Below are 22258 nucleotides of genomic sequence, written 5' to 3'. Positions count from 1 at the left end.
TCTTGTCAAAGGATTCGCCGCGGTCCGCAAACATGAAACTCGATTATGAATCTGGTTTCTACTATGCTGAAGGCGACTCGCACGACGACGTGCCGCGCACGTGTCCGAGGGGTCGATCGATGAACCAGTGCATCCCGAACGGCCGAAGGAGCGACGTGGCTCAATCCATTACCACGGAGAAGATCCCGCAGACAGTGAGCGACCTGCTCGAAGCTCGGGCCCTGACCTCGCCCACGGGGATCGCGCTGGCGTACCCCGGGCAGGGGACGACGCTGACCTGGAGCGAATGGGACGACCAGTCCGCGGCACTGGCGCGGGCTCTCGTGGATCGCGGACTCCAGAAGGGCGACCGGGTCGCCCTCCTCGCCGAGAACCGGATCGAGTGGTCGATCGCTCAGATGGGGGCCGCCCGGGCCGGCCTCATCCTCGTTCCGATCAACACCCACTCCCGTTCCGAGGACCTGCGTCATGCATTGGGTCAGTCCGGATCACGCGCGGTGATCCTCACCGAGCGTTTCCGCTCGAACGACTACCTCGACCTCCTGCGGTCGATCGCCGGCGATCTTCCCGATCTCCTGCACACCGTCGTGATCGGCGCCGCGCGGGGCGGCATCCACACGTCGTGGGACGAGCTCATCGCGGAAGGAGCGCAGTCCTCGGCGTCACTTCCCGCCGTTCACGGCGACGACCCCGCCGTGATCATCTACACATCCGGGACCACCGGACGACCGAAGGGTGCTCTGCTTCGACACTCGGCGGTCCTCGGAAACGGGATCGCGGCCTTCGACCGTCTCCGGGCGGACCACTCCGACATCGTCACGTCGATCATTCCGCTCTTCCACAGTGCATCCTTCTGCGGCACCATTCCCGGATGCGTGGCGACCGGCGCCACATACGTCGGAGTGGATGCCTTCGACGAGATCACGATGATGCAGATCATCGACTCGGCGCGCAGCACGATCCACGTCGCCGTCCCGACGACCCTGCGCGCGATGTTGCACCATCCGCGTCGCAGCGAGTTCGATCTCTCGTCGTTGCGGGTCGTCCACTGCGGCGGATCGGACATCGATCCTGACATGCTCGCCGCGTGCGCTCGGGAATTCCCGGTGCCCGACGTGCTTCAGGGGTACGGGCTCAGCGAGGCCGCCTCTCTGGTGAGCCTCGGAGATCCCGGGGCGGGGATTGCGACATCGAGCGCCGGGTTCCCGCTGACCGGCTACGCCATCCGGATCGCATCGACATCGACCGGCGAGATCCTCTCGGCGGGCAATCCTGGAGAGATCCAGGTGAGCTCGGCCCACGTGATGATCGAGTATTTCCGGATGCCCGAAGAGACGGATCGCGCGTTCACGGATGACGGGTGGCTGCGAACCGGTGACCTCGGCGAACTGACCAGAAGCGGAGAGCTGCGGATGGCGGGCGGCCGGCTGAAGGACATGATCATCCGCGGAGGGGAGAACATCTACCCCGCGGAGATCGAGAACACCCTGCGGCTGCATCCGGCGATCCGGGAGGCCGCGGTCTTCGGAGTGCCCGACGAGGCCCTCGGCGAAATCGTCGTCGCAGCAGTCACGTGCGAGGCCGATGTCACCGGGCCTGAGCTCGCGGCGTTCTGCACCGAGCGGATCGCGCGCTACAAGGCGCCCGTCACCTACTACCGCGTCGACCGCTTTCCGCTGACGCCCAGCAACAAGATCCGCAAGGTGGATCTGCGTCAGATGGCGCTGTCCGGGGTCCTCGCGGAACTGCCCAGCCCGATGGAGGACCAGACATGACCCTTGACGCAACGACGGCGCGGCCCCACCCGGTGCCGACTCCGGAGACCGAGCATTTCTGGGAAGGGACGCGTCAGGACGAATTGCGTCTGCAGAAGTGCTCGGATCCCACGTGCGCGACGACGTACTTCCCTCCGCGTCCGTTCTGTCCGTCCTGCGGCAGTCGTGACGTGCAGGTCTTCCCTGCGTCAGGGCGCGCGACCCTGGCGTCCTACGTCATCTCGCACCTTCCGGCGCCGGGCTTCGAGCCGCCGTACGCGATCGCCCTGGTCGACCTGGAGGAGGGGCCCCGGATGATGACGAGCATCGTCGAGGCGCCCCCCACCCCTGAAGCCCTGGAGTTGGACATGCCACTGACCGTGCGGTTTCTCCGCCTGAGCGATGCGATCTCGCTTCCCGTCTTCGCGCCGGAGGTGACGCGATGAGCACGAACGCGCCCATCGCCGCGATCGTCGGCGCGGCGGAGACGACGGAGATGGGCCGGATCCCGGGGGCTTCCCAACTGCAGCTGCACCTCGATGCCGCGCTGAACGCCCTCGCGGATGCCGGACTGCGGCCATCCGACATCGACGGCATCGCGACCGCCGGGGAGACGCCCGACTCGATCGCGCTGCAACTGGGAATCGTCCCCCGCTGGATCGACGCCACGTCAGTGGGCGGATGCTCCTTCATCATGCACGTGCGCCACGCGAGCCATGCGATCCAGGCCGGACTGGCTGACACGGTGCTGATCACGCACGGCGAGAGCGGGCGAAGCAGAGTGGCAGGCTCCGGATTCCCGGTGCCGGTTCCCGGAAGCCTTCAGCAGCAGTTCGAAACGCCCTACGGCACTGTCGGGCCACCGACGATGTTCCCGCTGCCCGTGCTGCGCTACTTGAAGACGTACGGGCACGACGCCGAAGCACTCGCCCGAGTCGCGGTCATCCAGCGCGAATGGGCGGGCCTGAACCCGCGCGCATCCCAGAAGGACCCGATCACGATCGATGACGTGATGAACTCGCGCATGATCTCCTACCCGTTCACGAAGCTGATGTGCTGCCTCGTCACCGACGGCGGCGGAGCGCTGATCCTCACCAGCGCCGAGCGCGCGCGGGACTTTCCGCAGAAGCCGGTCTACGTGGTGGGTACGGGCGAGAGCATGGAGACGCCGCTCATCAGTCAGATGCGCGACCTCACGACATCCGCGGCTTTCCGGGTTTCGTCGCGAGAGGCGTTCCGGATGGCGGGCATCACCCATGCGGACGTCGACCATCTCATGCTGTACGACGCGTTCGCTCACCTTCCGATCTACGGCCTGGAGGACCTCGGGTTCTGTGCGCCCGGCGAGGCCCCGGACTTCATCCGCGAAGGGCACACCGCGCCCGGCGGATTCTTGCCGGTCAACACCAACGGGGGCGGCTTGAGCTACATGCACTCCGGCATGTACGGGATGTACGCGCTGCAGGAGAGTGTGCGCCAGATGCGGGGCATCGCACCCGCGCAGGTGCACGGCGCATCGGTCTCCGTGACGCACGGCGTCGGGGGCATGTTCTCGGCAGCGTCCACCGTGGTCATGACGAACGAGCTCTGACGCCGAGGGACGGGGAACAAGGGGAAGGCCCGCGTGGTGTCACGCGGGCCTTCCCCTTGTTCTCAGCGGGGCGTCGTGACGCGCGGAACGCGGAGGTAGGAGAGTCGCTCCGGACCCGAATGGATGACGTGCGTCCCCTGATTCAGCGTCGGAGGGTGCGCGGCAGCACGACGACCTCCGCGCAACCCGCCCTCCGCCACGGAGTCGAGCTCGACTCCGGTGCCGCGGATGTTCCAGCCGGCGACGGTCAGCCTGATCTGCTGTCCCGGCTCGAAGCGGTACGCGCGCGGTGTCAGCGGGATGTCGACGGCCACCACCTCGTCGGGAGCCAGCTTCTGAGCAGATCGGAACGAGTGAACGGGCAGGAAGTCCGTGGAGAGCTCGTCGTCGAGTTCGCGCATCGACGCGCGGAGGCGTCCGGGCGCACCGGGGGGTGAGATCGGGTACGTGTCCGCGAACTCGCGGTGCGGCGCGAGCAGATTCCCTTCCTCGTCCAGCTTCTCCATCAGGACGAAGAGGTCCATGTCGTCCGCGCCCTGCGCCTGCACCCACAGTCGGACCGACAGGTACCCCACGAGGGTCATCTCCTCCGTCACCGGGAACGTGAAGGAGGCGCTCCCGTCCTCGGCGTCGTAGCTCGTCGACGACGCAGCGTCCGGGGGTGTGGTGGACAGTGCGCCGGCGCCGGCGTGGAGATACAGCTTCTCGTACGCGGTATCGGCGGGCGGCCACTGCGCGAACGGCACGTCAACCAGGTCGTCCCCGCCCGCGTTGATGATCGATGCGCGAACGCGCGGGGTCTGCTCCCACCCGTTGTCGATTCCCTTCAGGAAGTGGTCGAAGAAGCGCAGCGCATCGTTCTGATACTCGTCGCTGTACTGGTCGTACCACTCCTGAGTGTTGTTCAACCTCAGCCACTTGCTGTCGGACCCGAGTCGGCGGAAGGCTTCGGGTCCACCCATCGAGTGCAGCCCCGTGACCCCGTCGACGACGACATACGCGGGGACATCGACCTGAGACAGGTCGGGCGCCTTGTCCCGCCAGTAGTCGTCCAGAAGACCGTTGCGAAGCGCCATTGCGGAGATGTCCTCGATCTTGCTCTCGCCGCCCGGGATCATGTACGGCAGGAACGAGAAGAACCCGGGGTCCGGGATGCCACCCCACCGCAGGTGCGTACGGAAGGGGTCGTAGATTCCGTTCCAGGGCGCGATCGCGGCCAGATGCGGTGGTCTGGTCGCGGCGATGCCCCACTGTGTGAAGGCCAGCCACGATGCGCCGTACAACGCCACCTTGCCGCTACTCCACGGCTGCTCCGCGACCCACTCGATCACGTCGTAGCCGTCGTTCGCGTCGACCGAGCCCCAGTACTGGATGTCGCCCCCCGACCTGCCCGCTCCGCGCACATCCGGGTTCACGAGTGCGTAACCGTGGTCGAGCCAGAAGGCGCCGTCAGCACCCTCGAACTTCGCCAGGCCGGAGAAGTTCTCCTTCGGCACGCCGTACGGCGTCGTGGTCGGCAGTGACTTGCCGTAGGCGCTCCAGCTGATGATCGCAGGCAGGTCGGTCTCCTGGTCTGCCGGTCGCAGCACGTCCGTGTAGATCACCACCCCATCGCGCAAGGTGATCTCGACGTCCTGCTCCCACACCACATCACGAGGCAGCGGCTTGCCTCCCTCGATGAAGACCGTGCCCGCAGCGAGATGCTTGGTCTCCCGTCCGGTGAGATACCCCTGGGGGAGCGCCGCCGCCGGGCTGAACGGCACGTCCCAGTCGGGCGGGTAGGTGGTGGGACGGTTGTTCTCCGATGATTGGTTCATTTCTCCTGCTTCCTTGAAGGATCGAATGCTGGGCGCCTTCGCGGCGCTTGGTTCACTTCCAGACCGAGTCATCCCTGCCGCCCCACGGGCGCGCCGAACGACCGACCGGGCGCGCGCCAGAGGCCAGCCGCGGGGCGGGGAGCGGCTGGTGCAGGCCATCGAGGTGCACGTAACCTCCGCGAGCGCGGATGTGCGCGTTCTCCCGAGCTTCGGCCATCGTGAGCACGGGTGTGAAACACACATCCGCGTCCTCGAGAAGATCGACCCACTCCTGCCGTGTCCGCTCAGCGAGTCGCGCGGACACTGCCTGTTTCGTCTCGGGCCATGTGGACCGATCATCGTGAGCGACCTCGACATACTCGGGAAGGCCGATTCGGCGCAGGAACTCCTGGAAGAAGGGCATCTCCGTGGCGCCGATCGCGACATAACGGCCGTCGCGGGTCTCGTAGGCGTCGTAGAACGGTGCTCCGCCGTCGAGGAAGTTCTCACCCCGTCGGTCGGACCAGTCTCCCGTCTGCATCTGTTCATGCACCTGCGTCATGAGCAGGGACGACCCGTCGATCATGGCCGCGTCGATGACCTCGCCGACACCGGTCAGCCGGGCCCGCACGAGTGCGCACGCGATTCCGAAGGCGAGGAGCATGGCGCCCCCGCCGTTGTCGGCGACCAGGTTGAGTGGCGGGGCGGGCGGCTCGCCTGCCCGCCCGATGCCGTTCAGCAGGCCCGCGATCGCGAGGAAATTTATGTCGTGCCCCGCTTTGGCCGCGAGCGGGCCGACCTGCCCCCAGCCCGTCATGCGCCCGTAGACCAGTGCGGGGCGCAGCGGGAGACAGACCTCGGGTCCGAGGCCGATCCGCTCCATCACGCCGGGGCGGTAGCTGTCGATGAGGACATCGGCCTGCTCGATGAATCCGAGGGCTGTGCGGTGATCGGCGGGGTCCTTCAGATTCAGCGCGACATACTCCTTGCCGCGCCCGACGGTTCGGGAGGGGGATTCGACCGCGACGATCGACTGCTTCGGCCGGTCGATGCGCAGCACGTGTGCACCCATGTCGGCCAGCATCATGCTCGCCAGGGGCCCCGGCCCCATTCCTTCGAACTCGAGGACCTTCACGCCTTCGAGCGGCCCGGCGCCTGATTCGCTCACGAGATCTCCTGACCCGTCGTTTCCCGGTCTGCGGCGGAGCCTGCCCGTCGGGAACGTTCGTGCACATCGCCGACGACACCCTCGTCGCGGAGGGCGACCTTGCGCACACGGCCGGTGACGGTGCGCGGAAGCTCCTCGACGAAGCGCACGAACCGCGGGACCATGAATCGCGGTGCGCGCAGATCGAGGAAGCCCCACAGCTCCTCCGCGGTCAGTTCACCGTCCTCCGCTCGGACGACCACGATCATGATGTCGTCGTCGACCTCGGTGTCGGGGATGGCGATCGCGGCCGACTCGGCGACGAAGGGGTGCCCATCGACGATCGCTTCCAGCTCGACCGAGGAGACGTTCTCACCCCGACGGCGGATGCTGTCCTTCACGCGATCGACGAAGTAGAACTGGCCGTCGGCGTCCCGTCGGAGTCCGTCGCCGGAATGGAACCACCCGTCCTTCCACGCCGTGTCCGTCGCCTCCGGCATCCGCCAGTAGCCGCGCGACATGATGTCGCGCTCCGTCGTGCGGATGAGAGCCTCACCCGGCTGATCCACCCCGACCTCGCGTCCCTCGGCGTCGACGAGTTTCACCTCGAACTCCGGATTGGGCCGACCGATCGTCCGGTGGTCGGGCTTCGGATAGGGCTGCCGGGTGACCATTCCCGCCTCGGACGACGCGTAACCGCCGCTCACCTCGAGATCGAAGCGCGCCTCGAACTGCTGATACTCGGGGATCGTAGGGGCCATCTGCACGTGCCGCAGCGGATTCTCCGCGTCATCGCTGCGCGTCGGTGAGTTCCACAGGAAGTAGGACAAGCCGGCCAGGAGAAGCGCGCAGGTCACCCCGCCCTCGCGCACATCGGGCCAGAATCGCTCGGTGCTCCACCGCGACCTCACGACCGCCGATCCGTTCCTCATCACCGCATCGGTGAAGGTCATCTTCCCTGTGAGGTGGAACAGGGGCCAGGGCGAATAGAGCACGAAGTCGTCATCACGCACGTCCTCGGGGAAGACCAGCATGCTGTTCAGCAGCCGCCACGTGACCATGACCCCCTTCGAGGGGCCTGTCGTGCCCGAGGTGTAGACGACGGACGCGATCTCCGCGGCATCCGGCGGTTCGATGTCGACCGCCGGCTGGTGATCACCGAGGAACTCCGCGCGGGAGATGACCCGCCACGGCACCGGCTCCGGTGACTGCTCCGCATCGAGCAGGACGACCGTCTCGAGCAGCGGGACCCGGTCGGCGACCTCGCGCAGGCGGTCGAGATACACCGATCTGCAGACCACGATCGTCGATCCGCTGGAGGTGAGGATGTGCGCCAGCATCTCCCCGCGGTAGTCGAGATTCACCGGGATCTCGACGCCACGAAGCCAGGCCAGACCCAACCAGGCGAAATAGCCGTCCGAGCTCGTGGGGACCATCGTCGCCACGGGCGCTCCTTCCACGATTCCCAGGTGCCGGAACGCGGCAGCGAATCGCAGCACCTCGGTCAAGAAGCTGCCGTACGTGTGGCTGATCTCCTCGTCGAGGAACGTCATAATCGTCCGGTCGGGGTCATCCTTCGCCGTCGTGCGCAGGACTTCCAGCGCCGAACGTCGCGAGATTCTCGTGCTCATCTCCGTCGCCTTCTCTTGCTCATATGTCAACCCAGACGGGCCTCGATGCGGCGCGCACTCTGTGCCAGCGCTTCCACCACGCGGGGTGTGTCGATCTCGCGGGTCAGATAGAGCACCGCGAGGGATGCGGGCGAACCCGAGCCGGTGGACAGTGGCACCGCCACGGAGGACAGCCCTGGCAGAAGCTCGTCGTGACTGGTCTCGAAGGGCGCCGGCGGAAAGGCCACGGGGTCCAATTGGGAACGGATGACCCGGCCGGGCGCTCCCCGGTCGATCGGATGCCGGTTGCCCGGGCGCTGCGCGACGGCCGCGCTCGCATTCCGGGGCTCCGCGCTGGAGAGCGTCACCGCCTGCTGCCCGTCGTAGGTGACGACGAATGCCGTCATCGTGAACTGGTCCGCCAGGAGCGACAGCTCCGGACCTGCGGCCTCCCTGAGGTCGCGACTCACGTTGCGCGCGAGTGCGACGATGCGAGCGCCCAGCTCCAGCCCGCCGTCCCCGGATCGAGTCACGAAGCCCTCGTCCTCGAGGGTGCGTACCAACCGATAGGCCATGGACCGGTGGACACCCAGCGCGCTCGCCAGGAACGCGACGGTCACCGGCGTCTCGGACTCACCGATGAGGGCCAGCGCAGTCAGCCCGCGCGCCAGCGTCTGGGATCCCGATTCCGCCACAGTGCAGACCTCCTTGACCGCTCTTACCCCGTACCCTAACATTGTCTCTGTAATTGATTCAATGTTGCAATTATCGAGACACAACGAGGTGCAGGATGCAGATTCATGTTCGCGGTTACCAATCGGGCGATCCGCGGATCAAGCCGGCCGCCGGTCGTGGTGTGAATCGATCCGCCGACCTTCCCGACGAGACGGACGTCCTGATCGTGGGGACGGGACCGGCGGCCGCGGTGGTCGCCGCCCAGCTCTCGCGGTTCCCTTCGATCGATGTCCGGGCGATCGAACGGCGTCCCGGTCGTCTCGACGTCGGGCAGGCCGATGGCATCCAAGCGCGGTCCGTGGAGACCTTCCAGGCGTTTGGATTCGCGAACGAGGTCGTCGACGAGGCGTACCGCAACGTCGAGATGTCCTTCTGGCAGCCCGACCCGGACGACCCTTCCCGCATCGTCCGGGCCTCCCGCGCGCCCGACGATGCGGTCGGCATCAGCGAGTTCCCCCACATCTACGTGAACCAGTCGCGCATCCTCGACTACTTCCTGCGGGACGCCGAGCGCGCACCGGGTCGGGTCGTCCCCGACTACGGCATCGAGTTCGTCGACTGCGAGATCGACTCTGCGGCCGGCTCCCATCCGGTGGCGGCGCGCGTGCGATACGTCAGTGGACCGCGGGCCGGGGAGGAACGCGTCGTCCGCGCGAAGTACCTCGTCGGAGGTGACGGAGCCCACAGTGCCGTGCGCTCCGCCCTCGGGCATCGGTTGAGCGGCGATTCATCGCTTCATGCGTGGGGCGTCATGGACGTCATGGCCAACACCGATTTTCCGGACATCCAGATGAAGTGCTCCATCCAATCCCGCGATGCCGGCAACATCCTCCTCATCCCGCGCGAAGGCGGATACCTCGCGCGCATGTACGTCGATCTCGGCGAGCTGGATGAACGGGACCCGTCGGCCGTTCGTGCGACACCCTTGAACGACCTGATCGGGATCGCCAACCGCATCCTCAGCCCGTACACCCTCGACGTGCGTGTCGTCACATGGTGGTCGGTGTACGAGGTCGCGCATCGCATCAGTGACGGTTTCGATGACGTGCCCTCCGACCAGGTCGGCACGCGGCGGCCGCGGGCGTTCATCATGGGCGATGCCTGTCACACGCACTCCGCGAAGGCCGGCCAGGGGATGAACGTCTCCATCCAGGACGGCTTCAATCTCGGCTGGAAGCTGGCCGCTGTCCTGGAGGGCAGGGCGCCGGAGGATCTGTTGGACACCTATGCCGCCGAGCGACGCGTGGTCGCCCAGAATCTCATCGACTTCGATCGCGAGTGGGCGGAGATGCTGGCTCGGCCCGTGGACTCGTGGGAAGACCCGACCGAACTGGAGCGGTACTACCTGAAGACCATGGAATTCCCGGCGGGCTTCATGACCCGATACGAGCCGAGCACCATCACGCTCGGCGTCGCGCATCAGCACCGCGCAACAGGGTTCCCGGTCGGGAAGCGATTCAAGTCCGCCGAGGTGATCCGTCGCTCCGACAGCCGCTGGCAGCACCTCGGCCATCAGCACGAAGCAGATGGCAGATGGCGCGTCTACGTCTTCGCCGATGACGCCGCGCCGGCACGGGTCGGTACACCCACGGCCGAGTTCGCCGAGTGGTGGCGCGCGGACCCCGCGTCACCCCGGGTGCTCTACACCCCGGCCACCGGCGACGAGGATGCTGTCTTCGACACCAAAGTTATCTACCAGCAGGACTACACCCTGGTCGAGCCTTTCGACGTCCCCGACGCCTTCCAACCCACCAAGGTCCCTTTCGGGCTGAGGGACATCAACCAGATCTTCGCCAGCGGCCACGGTCGCGACATCCATCGCGACCGGGGAATCGACCGCGGCGGAGCCGTGGTCGTGGTGCGACCGGACATGTACGTCGCCGCTGTGCTGCCGCTGACGGCCCGCGGCGAACTCGTCGACTTCTTCGCGCGGAACATGCGCGCACCACAGCCGAGCGAAAGGACTGACGCGTGAACGCCGACGATCAGAACACGGTCGAGGCGCCCGTGGCCGGGCTGAGCTTTCCACTGCCCTTGGGGCCGGCCAATCCGCTGGACGTCTCGCAGCCGCCTATTCCGCCGCGCGAACCGCAGACGCGCGTCCTCGCGGCGGGGTCCGTGCACGGCGATGGTGCGTTCCCGTTGCCGTGCGACATCATCATGCACGCCGACGCCGACATTCCGACGCGCAGCGGCCTGCTGCGCGCTGACATCTTCCGGCCCGTCACCGACGAGACGGTCCCCGCCATCGTCGCCTACACGCCGTACGGCAAGCGTGGCGGGCGGTGGAGTCAGCTGCGCAACGCCACCATGGTCGGGGTGCCGGCGGGCGATCTGTCGTTCCTCCAGGCGTTCGAAGCGCCGGATCCCGGATACTGGTGCGACCAGGGGTACGCGATCGTCGTTGTCGACGCTGCCGGCACGGGGCACTCCGAGGGAGATGAGTACTTCGTCGGCTCCGCATCGGCCCGCAACGTCTACGACGTCATCGAGTGGCTCGCGGAGCAGTCCTGGTGCTCGGGGAAAGTGGGGATGGGTGGCAGTTCCTACCTCGGGATGATCCAGTGGGCCACCGCCGCGGAGAAGCCGCCCCACCTTGCGGCGATCGCGCCGTGGGAGGGCACGAGCGACCCGTATCGCGAGCTCATGGTGCGCGGGGGCATCCCGGACGGCGGCTTCTGGCAGCGGAGCATCCAGGACTTCGTGGTCGGTCAGAGCCGGACCGAGAACATGAGAGCCGGTGTCGAGCTGCACCCCTTCTTCGACGAGTACTGGCAAGACAAGCGGGCGAGATTCGAAGAGATCACGATTCCCGCGTATGTGCTGGCGAGTTGGACGAGCCCGATCCACACTCGGGGGACGCTTCAGGCTTTCCGTGAACTCGGATCGAGCGAGAAGTGGCTGCGAGTCCACGACAACCAGGAATGGATCGAGCTGGTCGACAAGAACAGCGTCGAGGACCTCCGCCGATTCTTCGACCGCTACCTCAAGGGGATCCCGAACGGGTGGGAAGACACACCGCGAGTCCGTCTGTCAGTCCTCGACCCCGGCGGCTCGGACGAGGTGGGCAGGCCCGAGCAGGAGTGGCCTCTGGAACGGCAGCAGTGGTACCGGCTCTGGCTGGACGCCTCATCGCACGCACTCCTGAGCGAACTTCCGAGCGAGGAGTCCGTCGCCTCGTACCGAAGCGACGACGCGCATGACTCCGTCACCTTCTCGGTCACGGCCGACGAAGATCTCGAGATCACCGGGTATCTCAACCTGCACGTCTGGGTCGAAGCCGACACCGCCGACGATCTGGATCTCTTCGTGGCGCTCTACAAGGAATCGGTGGACGGACGCCGGCTCCACCACATCGTGGTGCGGGACCCGAGTCTGAGGCGCTGGATCGAGTCGCAGGAGGTGGACGGGAAGATGCCGGCGACGTGGTCGTACACGGGTCCCCTCGGGCGGCTCCGCGTCTCCCACCGTGAACTGGATGCTCTCGGCAGCACGCCGTCCGAGCCCGCCTTGGCTCACCGGTCGGAGGCCAGGATCGCACCGGGGACATGCGTCCCAGTTGAGATCGGCCTCTGGCCGACGGCCATGAAGGTGAACGCGGGGGAGCGGCTGGTGATCGAGGTCGCCGGTCATCCGGTCGGACCTCTGGGCGGCAGCAACAGCCTGCCCGGCGGCGACATCGACGTGCCCACCCGTAACCGCGGGCTCCACCGCATCCGCACGGGCGGCGGGTACGACAGTCACCTCCTCCTGCCGCTGATCCCGCGACCCGTCTGACTCAGATCGCCAGCGCCCGTGCCAGCCGCTGCGCACGCACGGCCGGGGTTCCGAGCAGCAGCTGGGAGGTGCGGGCCTGCTTGAGGTAGAGGTGCGCGTCGTGCTCCCACGTGTATCCGATCCCGCCATGCACACGCGCCATCCAGGCGGCCCCGGTGAAGGCCAGTCGCTGCATCTTCACCTGCACGACCAGCGCCGCAGCGATGAACTCGGCGTCGTGCGACGCGTCCGCGAGGGAGGTCGCATCCCGCAGCAGCGCAGAAGCGAGTTCGGCCTCCATCGCCCACTCGGCCAGCGGATGCTTGACCGCCTGGAAGGATCCGATCGACCGGCCGAACTGCACCCGGTCCTTCGCGTACTGCACGGTGAGCTCGAGCGCGCGCTCGTACGCACCGTGTTGAGTCGCGGCGAGAAGCACGCTTGCGACGGCGTCGACGTGTTCGAGATATCCGGCGAGATCGTGCACCGCCACGGTTCGGCCCTCGGCAAGGGCGAAGTCCACCCGCGCGGCGAAAACACTCGCGTCCAGGACGGACACAGGTGTGCGCGTCACTCCGGATGTCGTCGGGTCGAGCACCACGAGGCCCTCCGCGGTGAGAACCAGCAGAACATCGGCGAACTGTCCGTCGCGCACGAAGGTCTTCGTTCCCGACACGCGCGTTGCGCCGTCGCTCGAGGCTCTGACCGCGGGGGTGGACGGGATCCACGACCGAGGGTCTTCGGTGAATGCGAGGGCCACGATGAGAGAACCCTGCGCGATCGCGGGGAGCAGCTCTTCCTTGAGCTGGTCGTCGTCGGTGGCGGCGATGGCCGCTGAGGCGAGCAGCGAAGTGAACACCGGGGCGGCTGCGAAGCTCCGGCCGGCTTCGGCCAGCACGATCGAAGCTTCCGTCAGACCGAGCCCCAGCCCGCCGTGGTCGGTGCTCACGAGCGTCGCAACCGCACCGAGTTCGACAACGGCGTCCCACGCGCGATGGTCGAAATCCGCATCCGGTGACGGCACGACGCGAATTCTGTCGAGGTCAGTGGTCTTCTCGAGAACCGCCCGGAGGACCTCGCGGAACTCCTCCTGCTCGTCCGTCAGCAACAGACTCCGATTCATCCGTGGCTCCTCACGTCGGCGCCGGAAGAGCCGCCGGATCGGCGCGCGTCGCGAAACGGCACATCCCTGTCGAGCGCCGGCTCGCGCTCCAGACCGAGGACCCTCTCACCGACGATATTCTTCTGGATCTCGATCGTCCCTCCCGCTGTCCATTCCGCGGGGCCCTGGGTGATCGCCTTGGTGATGTCGGGGTAGTCGTCGCGCGCATCCGCCCAGGTGACCATGCCGAGGCCCACGATGTCTGCGGCCATCTCATGGATGCGGATGCTCGCGAGCGCGCCGGCGAGTTTCGCGATCGAGCCGCGTGCGCCGACGTCTTGGCCGACCTCGATCTGCTCACGCATGAGTCGCGCGAGAGCCTGGGTGCCCCGCTCGAGTACCGACACTTCTGCGAGCGAGGTCCGGGCGACGGAATCCTCTGCGAGCCCACCGTCCCGGGCGAGAGCGACCAGGCGGTCGAACGAGAGGGGGCCGTGGGGGGTCGGGTTCCCCGTCCCCAGCGATATGCGCTCGAGTCTCAGCATGGCCATCGCCGCGCTCCAGCCCTCGTTCACGGTGCCGAGCACATTCGCATCCGGCACGAACGCCCCGTCGAGGAAGACTTCGTTGAACGGATACTCCCCGTCGGCGACGCGAAGAGGGGAGACCTGAACCTCGGGGACCCGCAGATCGAGGATGAACATCGTGATTCCGCGATGCTTCGGCACGGCGGGATCGGTGCGGGCGAGGATGATTCCGTACTCACAGTGCTGCGCGAGAGAAGTCCACACCTTCTGGCCGGTCAGCCGCCATCCGCCGGTGACCTTCTCGGCCTTCGTCTGCAACGCGGCCAGGTCTGAGCCGGCTCCTGGTTCGGAGAACATCTGGGCGAAGATGGTTCTGCCCGACCAGAGGTCCGGCAGGTAGGCGCGCTTCTGCTCCTCGGTGCCGAGGAGGTCGATGATCGGCCCGCACATACCGTGGCTGACCAGGAAGGTCATGCGTGGGACGGCGTAGTCGGCGGACAGGCGCTGCCAGATCCGGCTCTCCTCTTCACCTAGACCCTGTCCGCCGTACTCGACAGGCTGCGTGAGGGCGGCGTAGCCCGCTGCGTGCAGATCAAGCTGGAGCAGCTTGTCCCGCCCGATCGCCGCGGCGGAGTGCGTGTCCGGTTCGTCGACGTCGCCGGCACGGGGGACGCGGCGTTCCAAGAACTCGCGCGCTCGTGTCTCCCATCGGGCAAGATGTTCGGGCGATGCGGGCGGCCGGGAATCGGTATCGGCAGGTGTCATCGTCAGTCCTTCCTTCTCGGCACTGCGGCGTGCTTCATCGGTAGGGGATGGGCAGGCGATGGACGATCGGCCCGCCCTCGGCCACGATCCCGGACGCGACGAGCGCCTCCACCTCGTCGTCGGTGAGCCCCGCCAGATCGAGGACGGCCCGGGTGTGCTCGCCTACACCCGGCGGCGACGGCTCAGGACGGCGCCTGACGGGCCCGAACGAGACCAGATCCCCGGAGATCGCGAAACGCCTCCCGGTCCCGTCCTCTTCGCGGACGCGGAAGACCGCGTGCTCACGCAGTTCGGGGTCGTTGATCACTTCGGGGATCGTGCGCGCAGATGTGGACGGCAGTCCGACGCCGTTCAGCGCATCCAGAGCCGCGGCGCGGGCCACGCCGGCGAGGCCCCGGGTGAGGCGCTCCTGCAGCGACCCTTCTGCCGGATGCAGAAGGCCCGCTCTCTCCAGCTCGGCCGCGAAATCCCCGCTGCTCTGACCCGTGCCCGCCTGACCGTCGATGTACACCCATCCGTCGGAGACCTGGTAGTACCGCTGGGCGACGTCCGCGCCGCGGAAGTCCCGTCCACCGTGAGCCGACGGCGGCCTGCCCTCGTACCGGACGATCTCGTCGTCCTGTAGGAAGGCTGCGGTGGCCAGCAGCGAGTTCCAGATCCTTTGGCCCTTGCCGGACTGTTTGCGCTCGTACAGCCCCAGAGTGATGGCCAGTGCGCTCGTCGCCGCCGTCGTGACATCGTTGACGGCGATCGAGTTCATGACGGGTACGTCGTCGCCGCCTTGACTCGTCATCATTCCGGACTCGGCCTGGATCACCATGTCGACGCCTGGTCGTGCCGAGTCCGGCCCGCCCTCGCCGTAGGCGGAGAGCGACAGGGTGATGATCTCGGGGTTGACCGTCGTCAGGGTCTCGTAGTCCAGACGGAGCTTCGGCAGCACGCCCGGGCGTAGTCCGTCCATCACCACAGCGCTCGCGGCGACGAGGCGGTGCACCGCCTCCTGCCCCGAGGCGGTCTGCAAGTCGATCGCGAGACTGCGCATCCCGCGATTGAAGACATAGGCCTGCTGACGAAACGGATCCCCCGCATACGGCTCGACCTTGATGACGTCCGCACCGAGTTCTGCCAGGAGCATCCCCGTGTAGGGCGTCGCCACGAACGTGCCGATGTTGAGCATGGTGTACCCATCGAGCGGCCCCGCATCGCTCTGCGCGCGGCCCGCTGTGTGCGATCGCTCGCGCGCGGTCCACGGAACATCCGCGGGGCGCGGAGACAGGTCGGGCGCGGCGTGACGTATGGCGCCCGGAGTGCGTGTCAGGTGGAAGGGGATGCCGGGCATCACGATCTCGTGCCCATGGCCGTCGGTCACCTCTACGCGCATTCCGGTTGCCCGCAGCTGGTCTCGATCGAGCACGTCATCCCGGTCCGCCACGATGCCGCACGGGATCCCGAGCGCTTTCATCATCTCGATGAGCTCGGTCAGGTCGCGGGAGGCGAACGCTTCTTCGATCGCGGGGACCACCCATGCCATGTTCTTCGGATCGACCAGGCGCTGGGTGTCGCCCGCGATGCGCTCGTCATCAAGGATCCATCCGAGGTCGAGTGCGAGCAGGAGTGCTGTCTCGAACTTCGGTCCGAGCGCGCCGCAGGCCACCCGACCCCCGTCCCGGGTGTGGAAAAAGCGATACGTGTGATGGCGGCCCGTCGGGCCGATGGCGGTGTCCGGGGAGGGGGCGTCCAGATACGCGGCGAGCGACATCATGTTCACCATCACCGACGCTTGAGCCCCGGATACCGTCACGAGGCGCCCGCGGCCCGTATCCATGCGCTCGATGAGGGCGGCGACAGTGCACACCGCGGCCCACACGCCCTGCATGTGCAGCAGAAACGAGGTCACCGAGTCGACGGGTCCGCCCGAGAAGCTCGCCTGGCGCGCTGCTTGACCGGAGACCGCCGAGAGCAGCCCATTCGATTCGGCGCCCCCCGCCCACGGCGTCGAACCGTCGAGATACGGTGGCAGCCGCGTCACAACCAGCTGCGTGTTCGATTCCGCGGCTCGTTGGACCCTCGGGCCGTAGTGGGCGAGATCGTGCTCCCCGAGAACGACGACGTCCGCGCGTTCGATGGCGCTCGACAACCAGCCGATGTCGCCGTCAGAGTCCAGGTCGACAGCGACGCGCCGCTTGTTCCGGTTCCAGACGGCGAAACCTGGCCTGATTCGAGCCCGATCGCCGGACGGCGGCTCCACTTTGATGACGTCCGCGCCGAAATCGGCGAGGAACATGGCCGCGATCGGTGCCGCCACGCCCGTGCTGAGGTCCAGGACCCGTACATCGCCCAGCACTGCCATCTCCGCCTCCTTGCAGAACAAGCCTTCATGTCGCATCGGCGACGAGTCAGCCATCGTGCGCCGACTCGACATTCGCGAACGAACGCCATACTAGAATGCCACTCTAACTTAGGGTTGCTTGATCGGATAGATCAGATGTGATCGATGGGGTGGTCGTCTCGCACCGGATGTTGTGCGCTGAAGGGAGTCGTCGTGGGAGAAGCATCTCGATCGGGACCACTCGAGGGCACGCGCGTGATCGAGCTGATGGGCATCGGGCCGGTCCCGCACGCCGGCATGCTCCTCGCCGACATGGGCGCCGACGTGCTGCGCATCGACCGCCCGGCGGCGCCGACCGGACCGCGTCCGGGCGACATTCGCGGAGGCATCGTGCACCGTGGCAAGGAGCACCTCGTCCTCGACATCACCACGACCGCCGGTCGGGAGCAGATCCTCGAACGCGTGGAGTCGTCGGACGTGCTGATCGAAGGGGCGCGCCCCGGCGTCGCCGAACGACTCGGCCTCGGGCCCGATGAGTGCTCCAGGCACAACCGGGCGCTCGTATACGGGCGGATGACGGGATGGGGGCAGGACGGCCCCCTGAGTGGCATTGCCGGGCACGACATCAATTACCTCGCCCTTTCCGGCATCCTTCACGGCTCAGGTCAGTCTCGAACGCCTCAGTTCACCTCCAACCTGCTCGGTGACTACGGCGCGGGCAGTATGTACCTGGTGGTCGGCGTGCTCGCGGCCCTGCTGCACGCGCGGGCGACCGGAGTCGGTCGCGTCGTCGACGCGGCGATCGTCGACGGGGGCGCTCACCTCTTGACGAATGCCATGTGGATGCGATCTGCCGGTCTGCAGAGCGACACGCCCGGGCAGAGCGTGCTCGACGGCGGGGCTCCCTACTATCAGGTGTACGAAACGCAAGACGGCGAGTTCGTGGCGGTCGGAGCGATCGAGCCGGCCTTCTTCGCACAACTCGTCTCGACGCTGGGACTCTCGTTCGATCCCGCCTCCCAGAACGACCGCGAGTCATGGCCGGACCTCCAGAATCGGCTGACGCGGGCTTTCCTCGCTCACCCCCGCGGCCACTGGGAGAAGGTCTTCGCCGGCGTGGACGCGTGTGTCACGCCGGTGCTGTCTCTTCCCGAAGCCCAGGCGCATCCGCACGTCCAGTCGCGAAAGAGCATCGTGGTCGGTCGAAGCGGAGAGCTCGAACCGGGCTACGCACCGCGATTCTCGATCGCGGGAGACCACGACGCTCTCATGGCGGAAGATGGCCCCACGGCCCCGTATCCTGCGCCAGCCGGCGAAGAAGCTGGAGGAAGTAGCTGACGACTGACTCCGCTGACGCCTGGTCTTCAATGCCGACGAGTTCCTCGGCCGCGGCGCGAAGGAGTGCTGTCACGGCGCGCGCTGAGGCGCTGGGCGTCGGTGGCTGACCGAGCGTGATGTCTCGCGTCCCCGCGGCCATGCGTTCCATGAGGCTTTCTTCGACTCGATCGAACCCCGCGGGCCGATCATCGCCGAGGATCGCGCCGGTGACTCTGCGGTTGCGCCACGAAGCCATCAGATACGCGCGCGCGCCGATCAGGTAGAGTTCCAGGCCGGTGTGCTCTTCCTCAGCCAGCGCGGTCGCGATCGCGCGTCGGGACGCCTCCGCCTGTTCGTGGATGACGTCCGTGGCCACCGCGGTGAAGATCGCGGCCTTGCCGCCGACGTGGTGATAGATGCTCCCGACGCTCACCCCCGAGCTGTCGACGATGTCCTGGATGCTCGTCTGTTCGTAGCCGATCGCACTGAATTGCTCGCGTGCCGCGTCCACGATGGACTGGCGGATCTTCGCAGAGGACTTCCATTGACGGGGCGCAACCGCGGACTGCGGGGCGATCCCCTCAGGCGCCGCACCGGTCATTGCTCCATCGTGCCAGACGTCTAACGGTCGTTAATGAATTTTGTTTTAGAACAGAGTTTTAATATTGTGGCCAGATGCGAGCGCTAAGTGTCATGGATGATCTGGTCGGCGTCGAGATCGCCAACGATCCGGTGCGTTGGGGCACCGCGGACGCCGCCCTGTACGCACTCGCCGTGGGTGCCGGTCGCGACGACCCGGCATCCGAGCTCGCATTCACAACCGACAACACGCACGTCCCGCAACGAACGCTTCCCACATTCGCCGCGACGTTGGCCGGACGGTCGGGGGTCCCGGCGATGCTGCATGCCGTCGGTGAGCACTTCGATCTGTCCACGATGCTTCACGGCGATCAGACGCATGAGCAGTTCGAGGAGCTGCCGCCGGCGGGGAGTGCCGAAGCACGCACGGTGATCACCGGCATCTGGGACAAAGGGCGAGCCGCCGTCGTCCAATTCGAGACGACCATGCTCGATGTCCCCACCGGCCGCCGACTGTCGCGAAGCACCTCATCGATGTTCTTCCGCGGAGCGGGTGGCTGGGGTGGACCGCGCGGTCCCCAGACGCAGCCGTTCGTACCCGACGAGGAGCCCGCTGCGGTCCTCACCGCCACCACGTCGGCGAGTCAGCCGCTCCTGTACCGCCTCACCGGAGACGCGAACCCTTTGCACACAGATCCCGAGGTCGCACGAGCATCCGGGTTCGAACGCCCGATCATGCACGGCATGAGCGTCTTCGGCGTCGTCGGCCGCACGCTGCTGAACGAGGTGGCGGCCGGCGACCCTGCGCGATTCGACTCGCTCTCCTGTCGCTTCGCGGCGCCGGTCATGCCGGGGGACACCCTGGCGATCGACCTGTGGATGGACAAGCCCGGGTCCGCACGATTCACGGTCGCGTCCGAATCCGGTCACACGGTCCTCTCCGACGGCGCGTTCGAGTTCTCGCCGGAGGACGCAGCCGCTCAGTAGCTGAGACGGGTCCCGGAGTCCGGTGACGAGCACCAGGCGGACGCGAGGCGCTCGGTCGAGCGGGCCAGCAGTGAGACGTCGGCATCCACCAGGATGAAGCGGACCCCTTGATCCAGATAGGCGCTGGCAACGGCAGGGTCGAACGCGTTGACGCCGCACGCGGTTCCGCCCTGCACCGACGCCTCGATCACCTCCCGCACGACACCCTGGACATCAGGGTGGGCCTGCTGGCCGAGACGTCCCATCGAGGCGGCGAGGTCGCTCGGCCCGACGAAGATGCCGTCGATGCCGTCGACGCGCGCGATCTCCGCGGCCCCGGCCGCCCCGGTGGCCGACTCGATCTGCACGAACACCGCGACGTGGTCGGACGCATCCTGCAAGTAGTCATCCACGCGGTTCCATCGCGCCGACCTGGCCAGGGCGCTTCCCACGCCCCGCCCGCCGCGAGGGGGATACCGCGCAGCATCCACCACGTCCTGGGCGGCCCGGGCGGACTCGATCATCGGGATGAGCAGGTTCTGCGCGCCGATGTCGAGCACCTGCTTGATCACGGTCGCATCCGCGGACGGCAGGCGAACGACGGGAGTGATCGGGTAGGCGGCGACGGCGTGCAACTGCGCGAGTACGGACTCCAGACCATTCGGCGCATGCTCCATGTCGATCAGCAGCCAGTCCAGTCCGCTTCCCGCGCAGATCTCCGCGACGAGCGGACTACCGGACGAGACCCACATTCCCGCGAGCGGTCGATCGGCAGCAGCCAGCCGATCGCGCATCGTCGGATCTAGGCGAAGCGACACGAAACGGTCCCCAGCGGCCCGTAGTCGGCGAGCACGGTATCGCCGGCGTGCACCCACATCGGCCGCGTGAACGAACCGGCGAGGACGATGTCTCCGGCCTCGAGACCGTCGCCATGCCGGTGCAGTTTGTTGGCGAGCCAGGCGACTCCATTGGCGGGATGGTTCAGCACCGCAGCCGAAACGCCGGATTCTTCGATCACTTCATTCCGGTAGAGCAGCGCGGACACCCAGCGGAGGTCGACAGCGGCAGGATCGACCGGCGTGCCGCCGATCACCATCCCGCCCATCGCCGCGTTGTCGCTGATGGTGTCAACGATCGTGCGGCCCGCGAGTTCGATGCGTGAGGACAGGATCTCCAGAGCGGGAACGACGAACTCCGTGGCGCGCAGGACGTCGAAAAGCGTGTTGTGGGGTCCCTGTAGCGGTGCGCGCAGGACGAAGGCGAGCTCGACTTCGATGCGGACGTTCGTGAAGTCGGCGTGCGCGATGACGGCGCCGCTCTCATGGACCATGTCGGCGAAGATCGTGCCGTAATCGGGCTCTGTGATGCCGGTGGCAGCCTGCATCACTTTCGAGGTGAGCCCGATCTTGCGCCCGACGAGCCGTCGGCCGGCGGTCGTCGATCGACGACGCCACTCGTTCTGGACGGCGTACGCGTCCTCGACGGTCATGTCCGGGTAGCGGGCGGTCAGAAGCGGCACCATCGTCCGCGATGACTCCGCGTGGGCGAGCTCGTCAGCGATCGCGCTGACCATCCGCTCGTCCATCACGCTGTCTGCTCTCGTCCGAGCTCGGCGTCATAGCGCGAGCGCCATTCCGCGTTCATCGGGAAGAGTCCGTCAAGCGGATGCCTCTCACGCACGCGATCAGCGACCCAGGCATCCTCGGCCTCCTGATTCAGGGCCGCCTCGACGACTTCTTCGACGATCGCGCGAGGGATGACGACCACTCCATCCGCGTCACCCACGATCACATCGCCCGGCTCGACGGTCGTCCCGCCGCAGCCGACCGCGACGTCGGCTTCCCACGGGACGTGTCGACGCCCGAGCACAGCGGGGTGGGCGGCTGCGGCGAACACCGGCAGACCGGTCGCGGCGACGGCATCCCGATCCCGGACTCCGCCGTCCGTGACGATCCCCGCGGCTCCGCGTGTCAACGCGCGCAGGGCGAGGATGTCGCCGAGGGTCGCGGCGCCGGTCTCCCCGCGGGCTTCGATGACGACGACCTCGCCGGGGCCGACCGAGTCGAACGCACGCTTCTGGGCGTTCTGGCCGCCGCCCACGCGAGCGAAGAGATCCTCGCGGAGCGGAAGGTAGCGAAGAGTCTTCGCCACGCCCACGACCGTGCCACCCGCCTGGAGGGCGCGCACGCCGTCGATCGACGAGTTGTCGATTCCGCGTCTGCGCAGCTGCGCGGAAAGGGCCGCTACGGGTGCCCGCCGCAGTTTGTCGCGGAGGAGATCTCCG

At 67.2% G+C, this 22258-nt stretch carries 17 protein-coding genes and 1 pseudogene; 7 read left to right on the top strand and 11 right to left on the bottom strand.

Annotated elements, in window-relative coordinates:
• The first annotated feature begins 155 nt into the window (after positions 1 to 155).
• The 3 genes from ACFVSU_RS07265 to ACFVSU_RS07255 are packed head-to-tail and all read left to right on the top strand — an operon-like array spanning position 156 to position 3345.
• Entirely contained in the window at positions 156 to 1775 is a 1620-nt protein-coding gene (locus tag ACFVSU_RS07265) for a class I adenylate-forming enzyme family protein (protein ID WP_387140144.1), read from the top strand.
• Positions 1772 to 2200, top strand: a complete 429-nt coding sequence (locus ACFVSU_RS07260; RefSeq protein WP_387140141.1) for a Zn-ribbon domain-containing OB-fold protein — start codon at positions 1772 to 1774, stop codon at positions 2198 to 2200. Before ACFVSU_RS07265 ends, ACFVSU_RS07260 begins: the two co-directional genes overlap by 4 nt.
• Entirely contained in the window at positions 2197 to 3345 is a 1149-nt protein-coding gene (locus ACFVSU_RS07255) for a hypothetical protein (RefSeq protein ID WP_387140138.1), read from the top strand. Before ACFVSU_RS07260 ends, ACFVSU_RS07255 begins: the two co-directional genes overlap by 4 nt.
• A gap of 62 nt (positions 3346 to 3407) precedes the next feature.
• On the opposite strand, the gene ACFVSU_RS07250 is transcribed toward ACFVSU_RS07255, so the two are convergent.
• From ACFVSU_RS07250 to ACFVSU_RS07235, 4 genes are read right to left on the bottom strand one after another with little or no spacing between them, the layout of a single operon-like run.
• Positions 3408 to 5162, bottom strand: a complete 1755-nt coding sequence (locus ACFVSU_RS07250) for a CocE/NonD family hydrolase (protein WP_387140135.1) — start codon at positions 5160 to 5162, stop codon at positions 3408 to 3410.
• Between the two features lie 52 nt (positions 5163 to 5214).
• A complete protein-coding gene (locus ACFVSU_RS07245; RefSeq protein ID WP_387140132.1) occupies positions 5215 to 6309 on the bottom strand; it encodes a CaiB/BaiF CoA transferase family protein in 1095 nt (364 codons plus the stop codon).
• The gene (locus ACFVSU_RS07240; protein WP_387140129.1) at positions 6306 to 7919 is read right to left on the bottom strand and encodes an AMP-binding protein; all 1614 of its coding nucleotides are present in this window, start codon (positions 7917 to 7919) and stop codon (positions 6306 to 6308) included. Before ACFVSU_RS07240 ends, ACFVSU_RS07245 begins: the two co-directional genes overlap by 4 nt.
• A 26-nt stretch (positions 7920 to 7945) precedes the next feature.
• Positions 7946 to 8593, bottom strand: a complete 648-nt coding sequence (locus tag ACFVSU_RS07235) for an IclR family transcriptional regulator (RefSeq protein ID WP_387140126.1) — start codon at positions 8591 to 8593, stop codon at positions 7946 to 7948.
• Positions 8594 to 8688: 95 nt separating this feature from the next.
• On the opposite strand from ACFVSU_RS07235, the gene ACFVSU_RS07230 reads away from it, so the two are divergent.
• Together ACFVSU_RS07230 and ACFVSU_RS07225 are read left to right on the top strand one after the other, a co-directional pair.
• Positions 8689 to 10608, top strand: coding sequence for an FAD-dependent monooxygenase (locus ACFVSU_RS07230; protein WP_387140123.1), 1920 nt, complete (start codon positions 8689 to 8691; stop codon positions 10606 to 10608).
• Positions 10605 to 12410: a CocE/NonD family hydrolase gene (locus ACFVSU_RS07225; protein WP_387140120.1), complete on the top strand. Its 1806-nt coding sequence runs from the start codon at positions 10605 to 10607 to the stop codon at positions 12408 to 12410. The genes ACFVSU_RS07230 and ACFVSU_RS07225 overlap by 4 nt, the downstream gene beginning before the upstream one ends.
• Position 12411: 1 nt before the next feature.
• Here ACFVSU_RS07225 and ACFVSU_RS07220 read toward each other — a convergent pair whose 3' ends face one another.
• The 3 genes from ACFVSU_RS07220 to ACFVSU_RS07210 are packed head-to-tail and all read right to left on the bottom strand — an operon-like array spanning position 12412 to position 17133.
• Entirely contained in the window at positions 12412 to 13512 is a 1101-nt protein-coding gene (locus ACFVSU_RS07220) for an acyl-CoA dehydrogenase family protein (RefSeq protein WP_387140117.1), read from the bottom strand.
• Positions 13509 to 14783, bottom strand: a complete 1275-nt coding sequence (locus ACFVSU_RS07215; RefSeq protein ID WP_387140114.1) for an acyl-CoA dehydrogenase family protein — start codon at positions 14781 to 14783, stop codon at positions 13509 to 13511. The genes ACFVSU_RS07220 and ACFVSU_RS07215 overlap by 4 nt, the downstream gene beginning before the upstream one ends.
• 34 nt (positions 14784 to 14817) lie before the next feature.
• Positions 14818 to 17133: a CoA transferase gene (locus ACFVSU_RS07210; RefSeq protein ID WP_387140111.1), complete on the bottom strand. Its 2316-nt coding sequence runs from the start codon at positions 17131 to 17133 to the stop codon at positions 14818 to 14820.
• Between the two features lie 192 nt (positions 17134 to 17325).
• Here ACFVSU_RS07210 and ACFVSU_RS07205 point away from each other — a divergent pair, with 192 nt between their 5' ends.
• On the top strand, positions 17326 to 18450 hold the full coding sequence (locus tag ACFVSU_RS07205; RefSeq protein ID WP_387140108.1) for a CaiB/BaiF CoA transferase family protein: 1125 nt from the start codon (positions 17326 to 17328) through the stop codon (positions 18448 to 18450).
• On the opposite strand, the gene ACFVSU_RS07200 is transcribed toward ACFVSU_RS07205, so the two are convergent.
• On the bottom strand, positions 18380 to 19030 hold the full coding sequence (locus tag ACFVSU_RS07200) for a TetR/AcrR family transcriptional regulator (protein WP_387140104.1): 651 nt from the start codon (positions 19028 to 19030) through the stop codon (positions 18380 to 18382). The genes ACFVSU_RS07205 and ACFVSU_RS07200 overlap by 71 nt on opposite strands.
• A gap of 92 nt (positions 19031 to 19122) precedes the next feature.
• On the opposite strand from ACFVSU_RS07200, the gene ACFVSU_RS07195 reads away from it, so the two are divergent.
• Positions 19123 to 19995, top strand: a complete 873-nt coding sequence (locus tag ACFVSU_RS07195) for a MaoC/PaaZ C-terminal domain-containing protein (protein ID WP_387140101.1) — start codon at positions 19123 to 19125, stop codon at positions 19993 to 19995.
• Here ACFVSU_RS07195 and ACFVSU_RS07190 read toward each other — a convergent pair.
• The 3 genes and pseudogenes from ACFVSU_RS07190 to ACFVSU_RS07180 form a co-directional block, all read right to left on the bottom strand.
• A complete protein-coding gene (locus ACFVSU_RS07190) occupies positions 19989 to 20792 on the bottom strand; it encodes an HpcH/HpaI aldolase/citrate lyase family protein (RefSeq protein WP_387140098.1) in 804 nt (267 codons plus the stop codon). The genes ACFVSU_RS07195 and ACFVSU_RS07190 overlap by 7 nt on opposite strands.
• Complete coding sequence (hpaH, locus tag ACFVSU_RS07185; protein ID WP_387141276.1) at positions 20777 to 21559, bottom strand: 2-oxo-hept-4-ene-1,7-dioate hydratase; 783 nt, start codon at positions 21557 to 21559, stop codon at positions 20777 to 20779. Before hpaH ends, ACFVSU_RS07190 begins: the two co-directional genes overlap by 16 nt.
• Positions 21559 to 22248, bottom strand: a pseudogene (locus ACFVSU_RS07180) (hypothetical protein); the annotation flags it as partial. The pseudogene ACFVSU_RS07180 and the gene hpaH, both read right to left, overlap by 1 nt.
• Positions 22249 to 22258: the final 10 nt, after the last annotated feature.

Origin of the sequence: Microbacterium sp. NPDC058062 (assembly GCF_042885375.1) — a bacterium.
Taxonomy (GTDB): domain Bacteria; phylum Actinomycetota; class Actinomycetes; order Actinomycetales; family Microbacteriaceae; genus Microbacterium; species Microbacterium trichothecenolyticum_C.
The sequence above is the reverse complement of the archived record's forward strand: the minus strand, read 5'-3'. Positions and strand labels throughout refer to the sequence as shown.

Bases quoted from the DNA above. Each gene is read 5' to 3' on its own strand.
- ACFVSU_RS07255 (WP_387140138.1), top strand. From the start codon at position 2,197: ATGAGCACGAACGCGCCCATCGCCGCGATCGTCGGCGCGGCGGAGACG.
- ACFVSU_RS07250 (WP_387140135.1), bottom strand. From the start codon at position 5,162: ATGAACCAATCATCGGAGAACAACCGTCCCACCACCTACCCGCCCGAC.
- ACFVSU_RS07260 (WP_387140141.1), top strand. From the start codon at position 1,772: ATGACCCTTGACGCAACGACGGCGCGGCCCCACCCGGTGCCGACTCCG.
- ACFVSU_RS07200 (WP_387140104.1), bottom strand. From the start codon at position 19,030: ATGACCGGTGCGGCGCCTGAGGGGATCGCCCCGCAGTCCGCGGTTGCG.
- ACFVSU_RS07210 (WP_387140111.1), bottom strand. From the start codon at position 17,133: ATGGCAGTGCTGGGCGATGTACGGGTCCTGGACCTCAGCACGGGCGTG.
- ACFVSU_RS07230 (WP_387140123.1), top strand. From the start codon at position 8,689: ATGCAGATTCATGTTCGCGGTTACCAATCGGGCGATCCGCGGATCAAG.
- ACFVSU_RS07195 (WP_387140101.1), top strand. From the start codon at position 19,123: ATGGATGATCTGGTCGGCGTCGAGATCGCCAACGATCCGGTGCGTTGG.
- ACFVSU_RS07240 (WP_387140129.1), bottom strand. From the start codon at position 7,919: ATGAGCACGAGAATCTCGCGACGTTCGGCGCTGGAAGTCCTGCGCACG.
- ACFVSU_RS07220 (WP_387140117.1), bottom strand. From the start codon at position 13,512: ATGAATCGGAGTCTGTTGCTGACGGACGAGCAGGAGGAGTTCCGCGAG.
- ACFVSU_RS07215 (WP_387140114.1), bottom strand. From the start codon at position 14,783: ATGACACCTGCCGATACCGATTCCCGGCCGCCCGCATCGCCCGAACAT.
- hpaH (WP_387141276.1), bottom strand. From the start codon at position 21,559: ATGGACGAGCGGATGGTCAGCGCGATCGCTGACGAGCTCGCCCACGCG.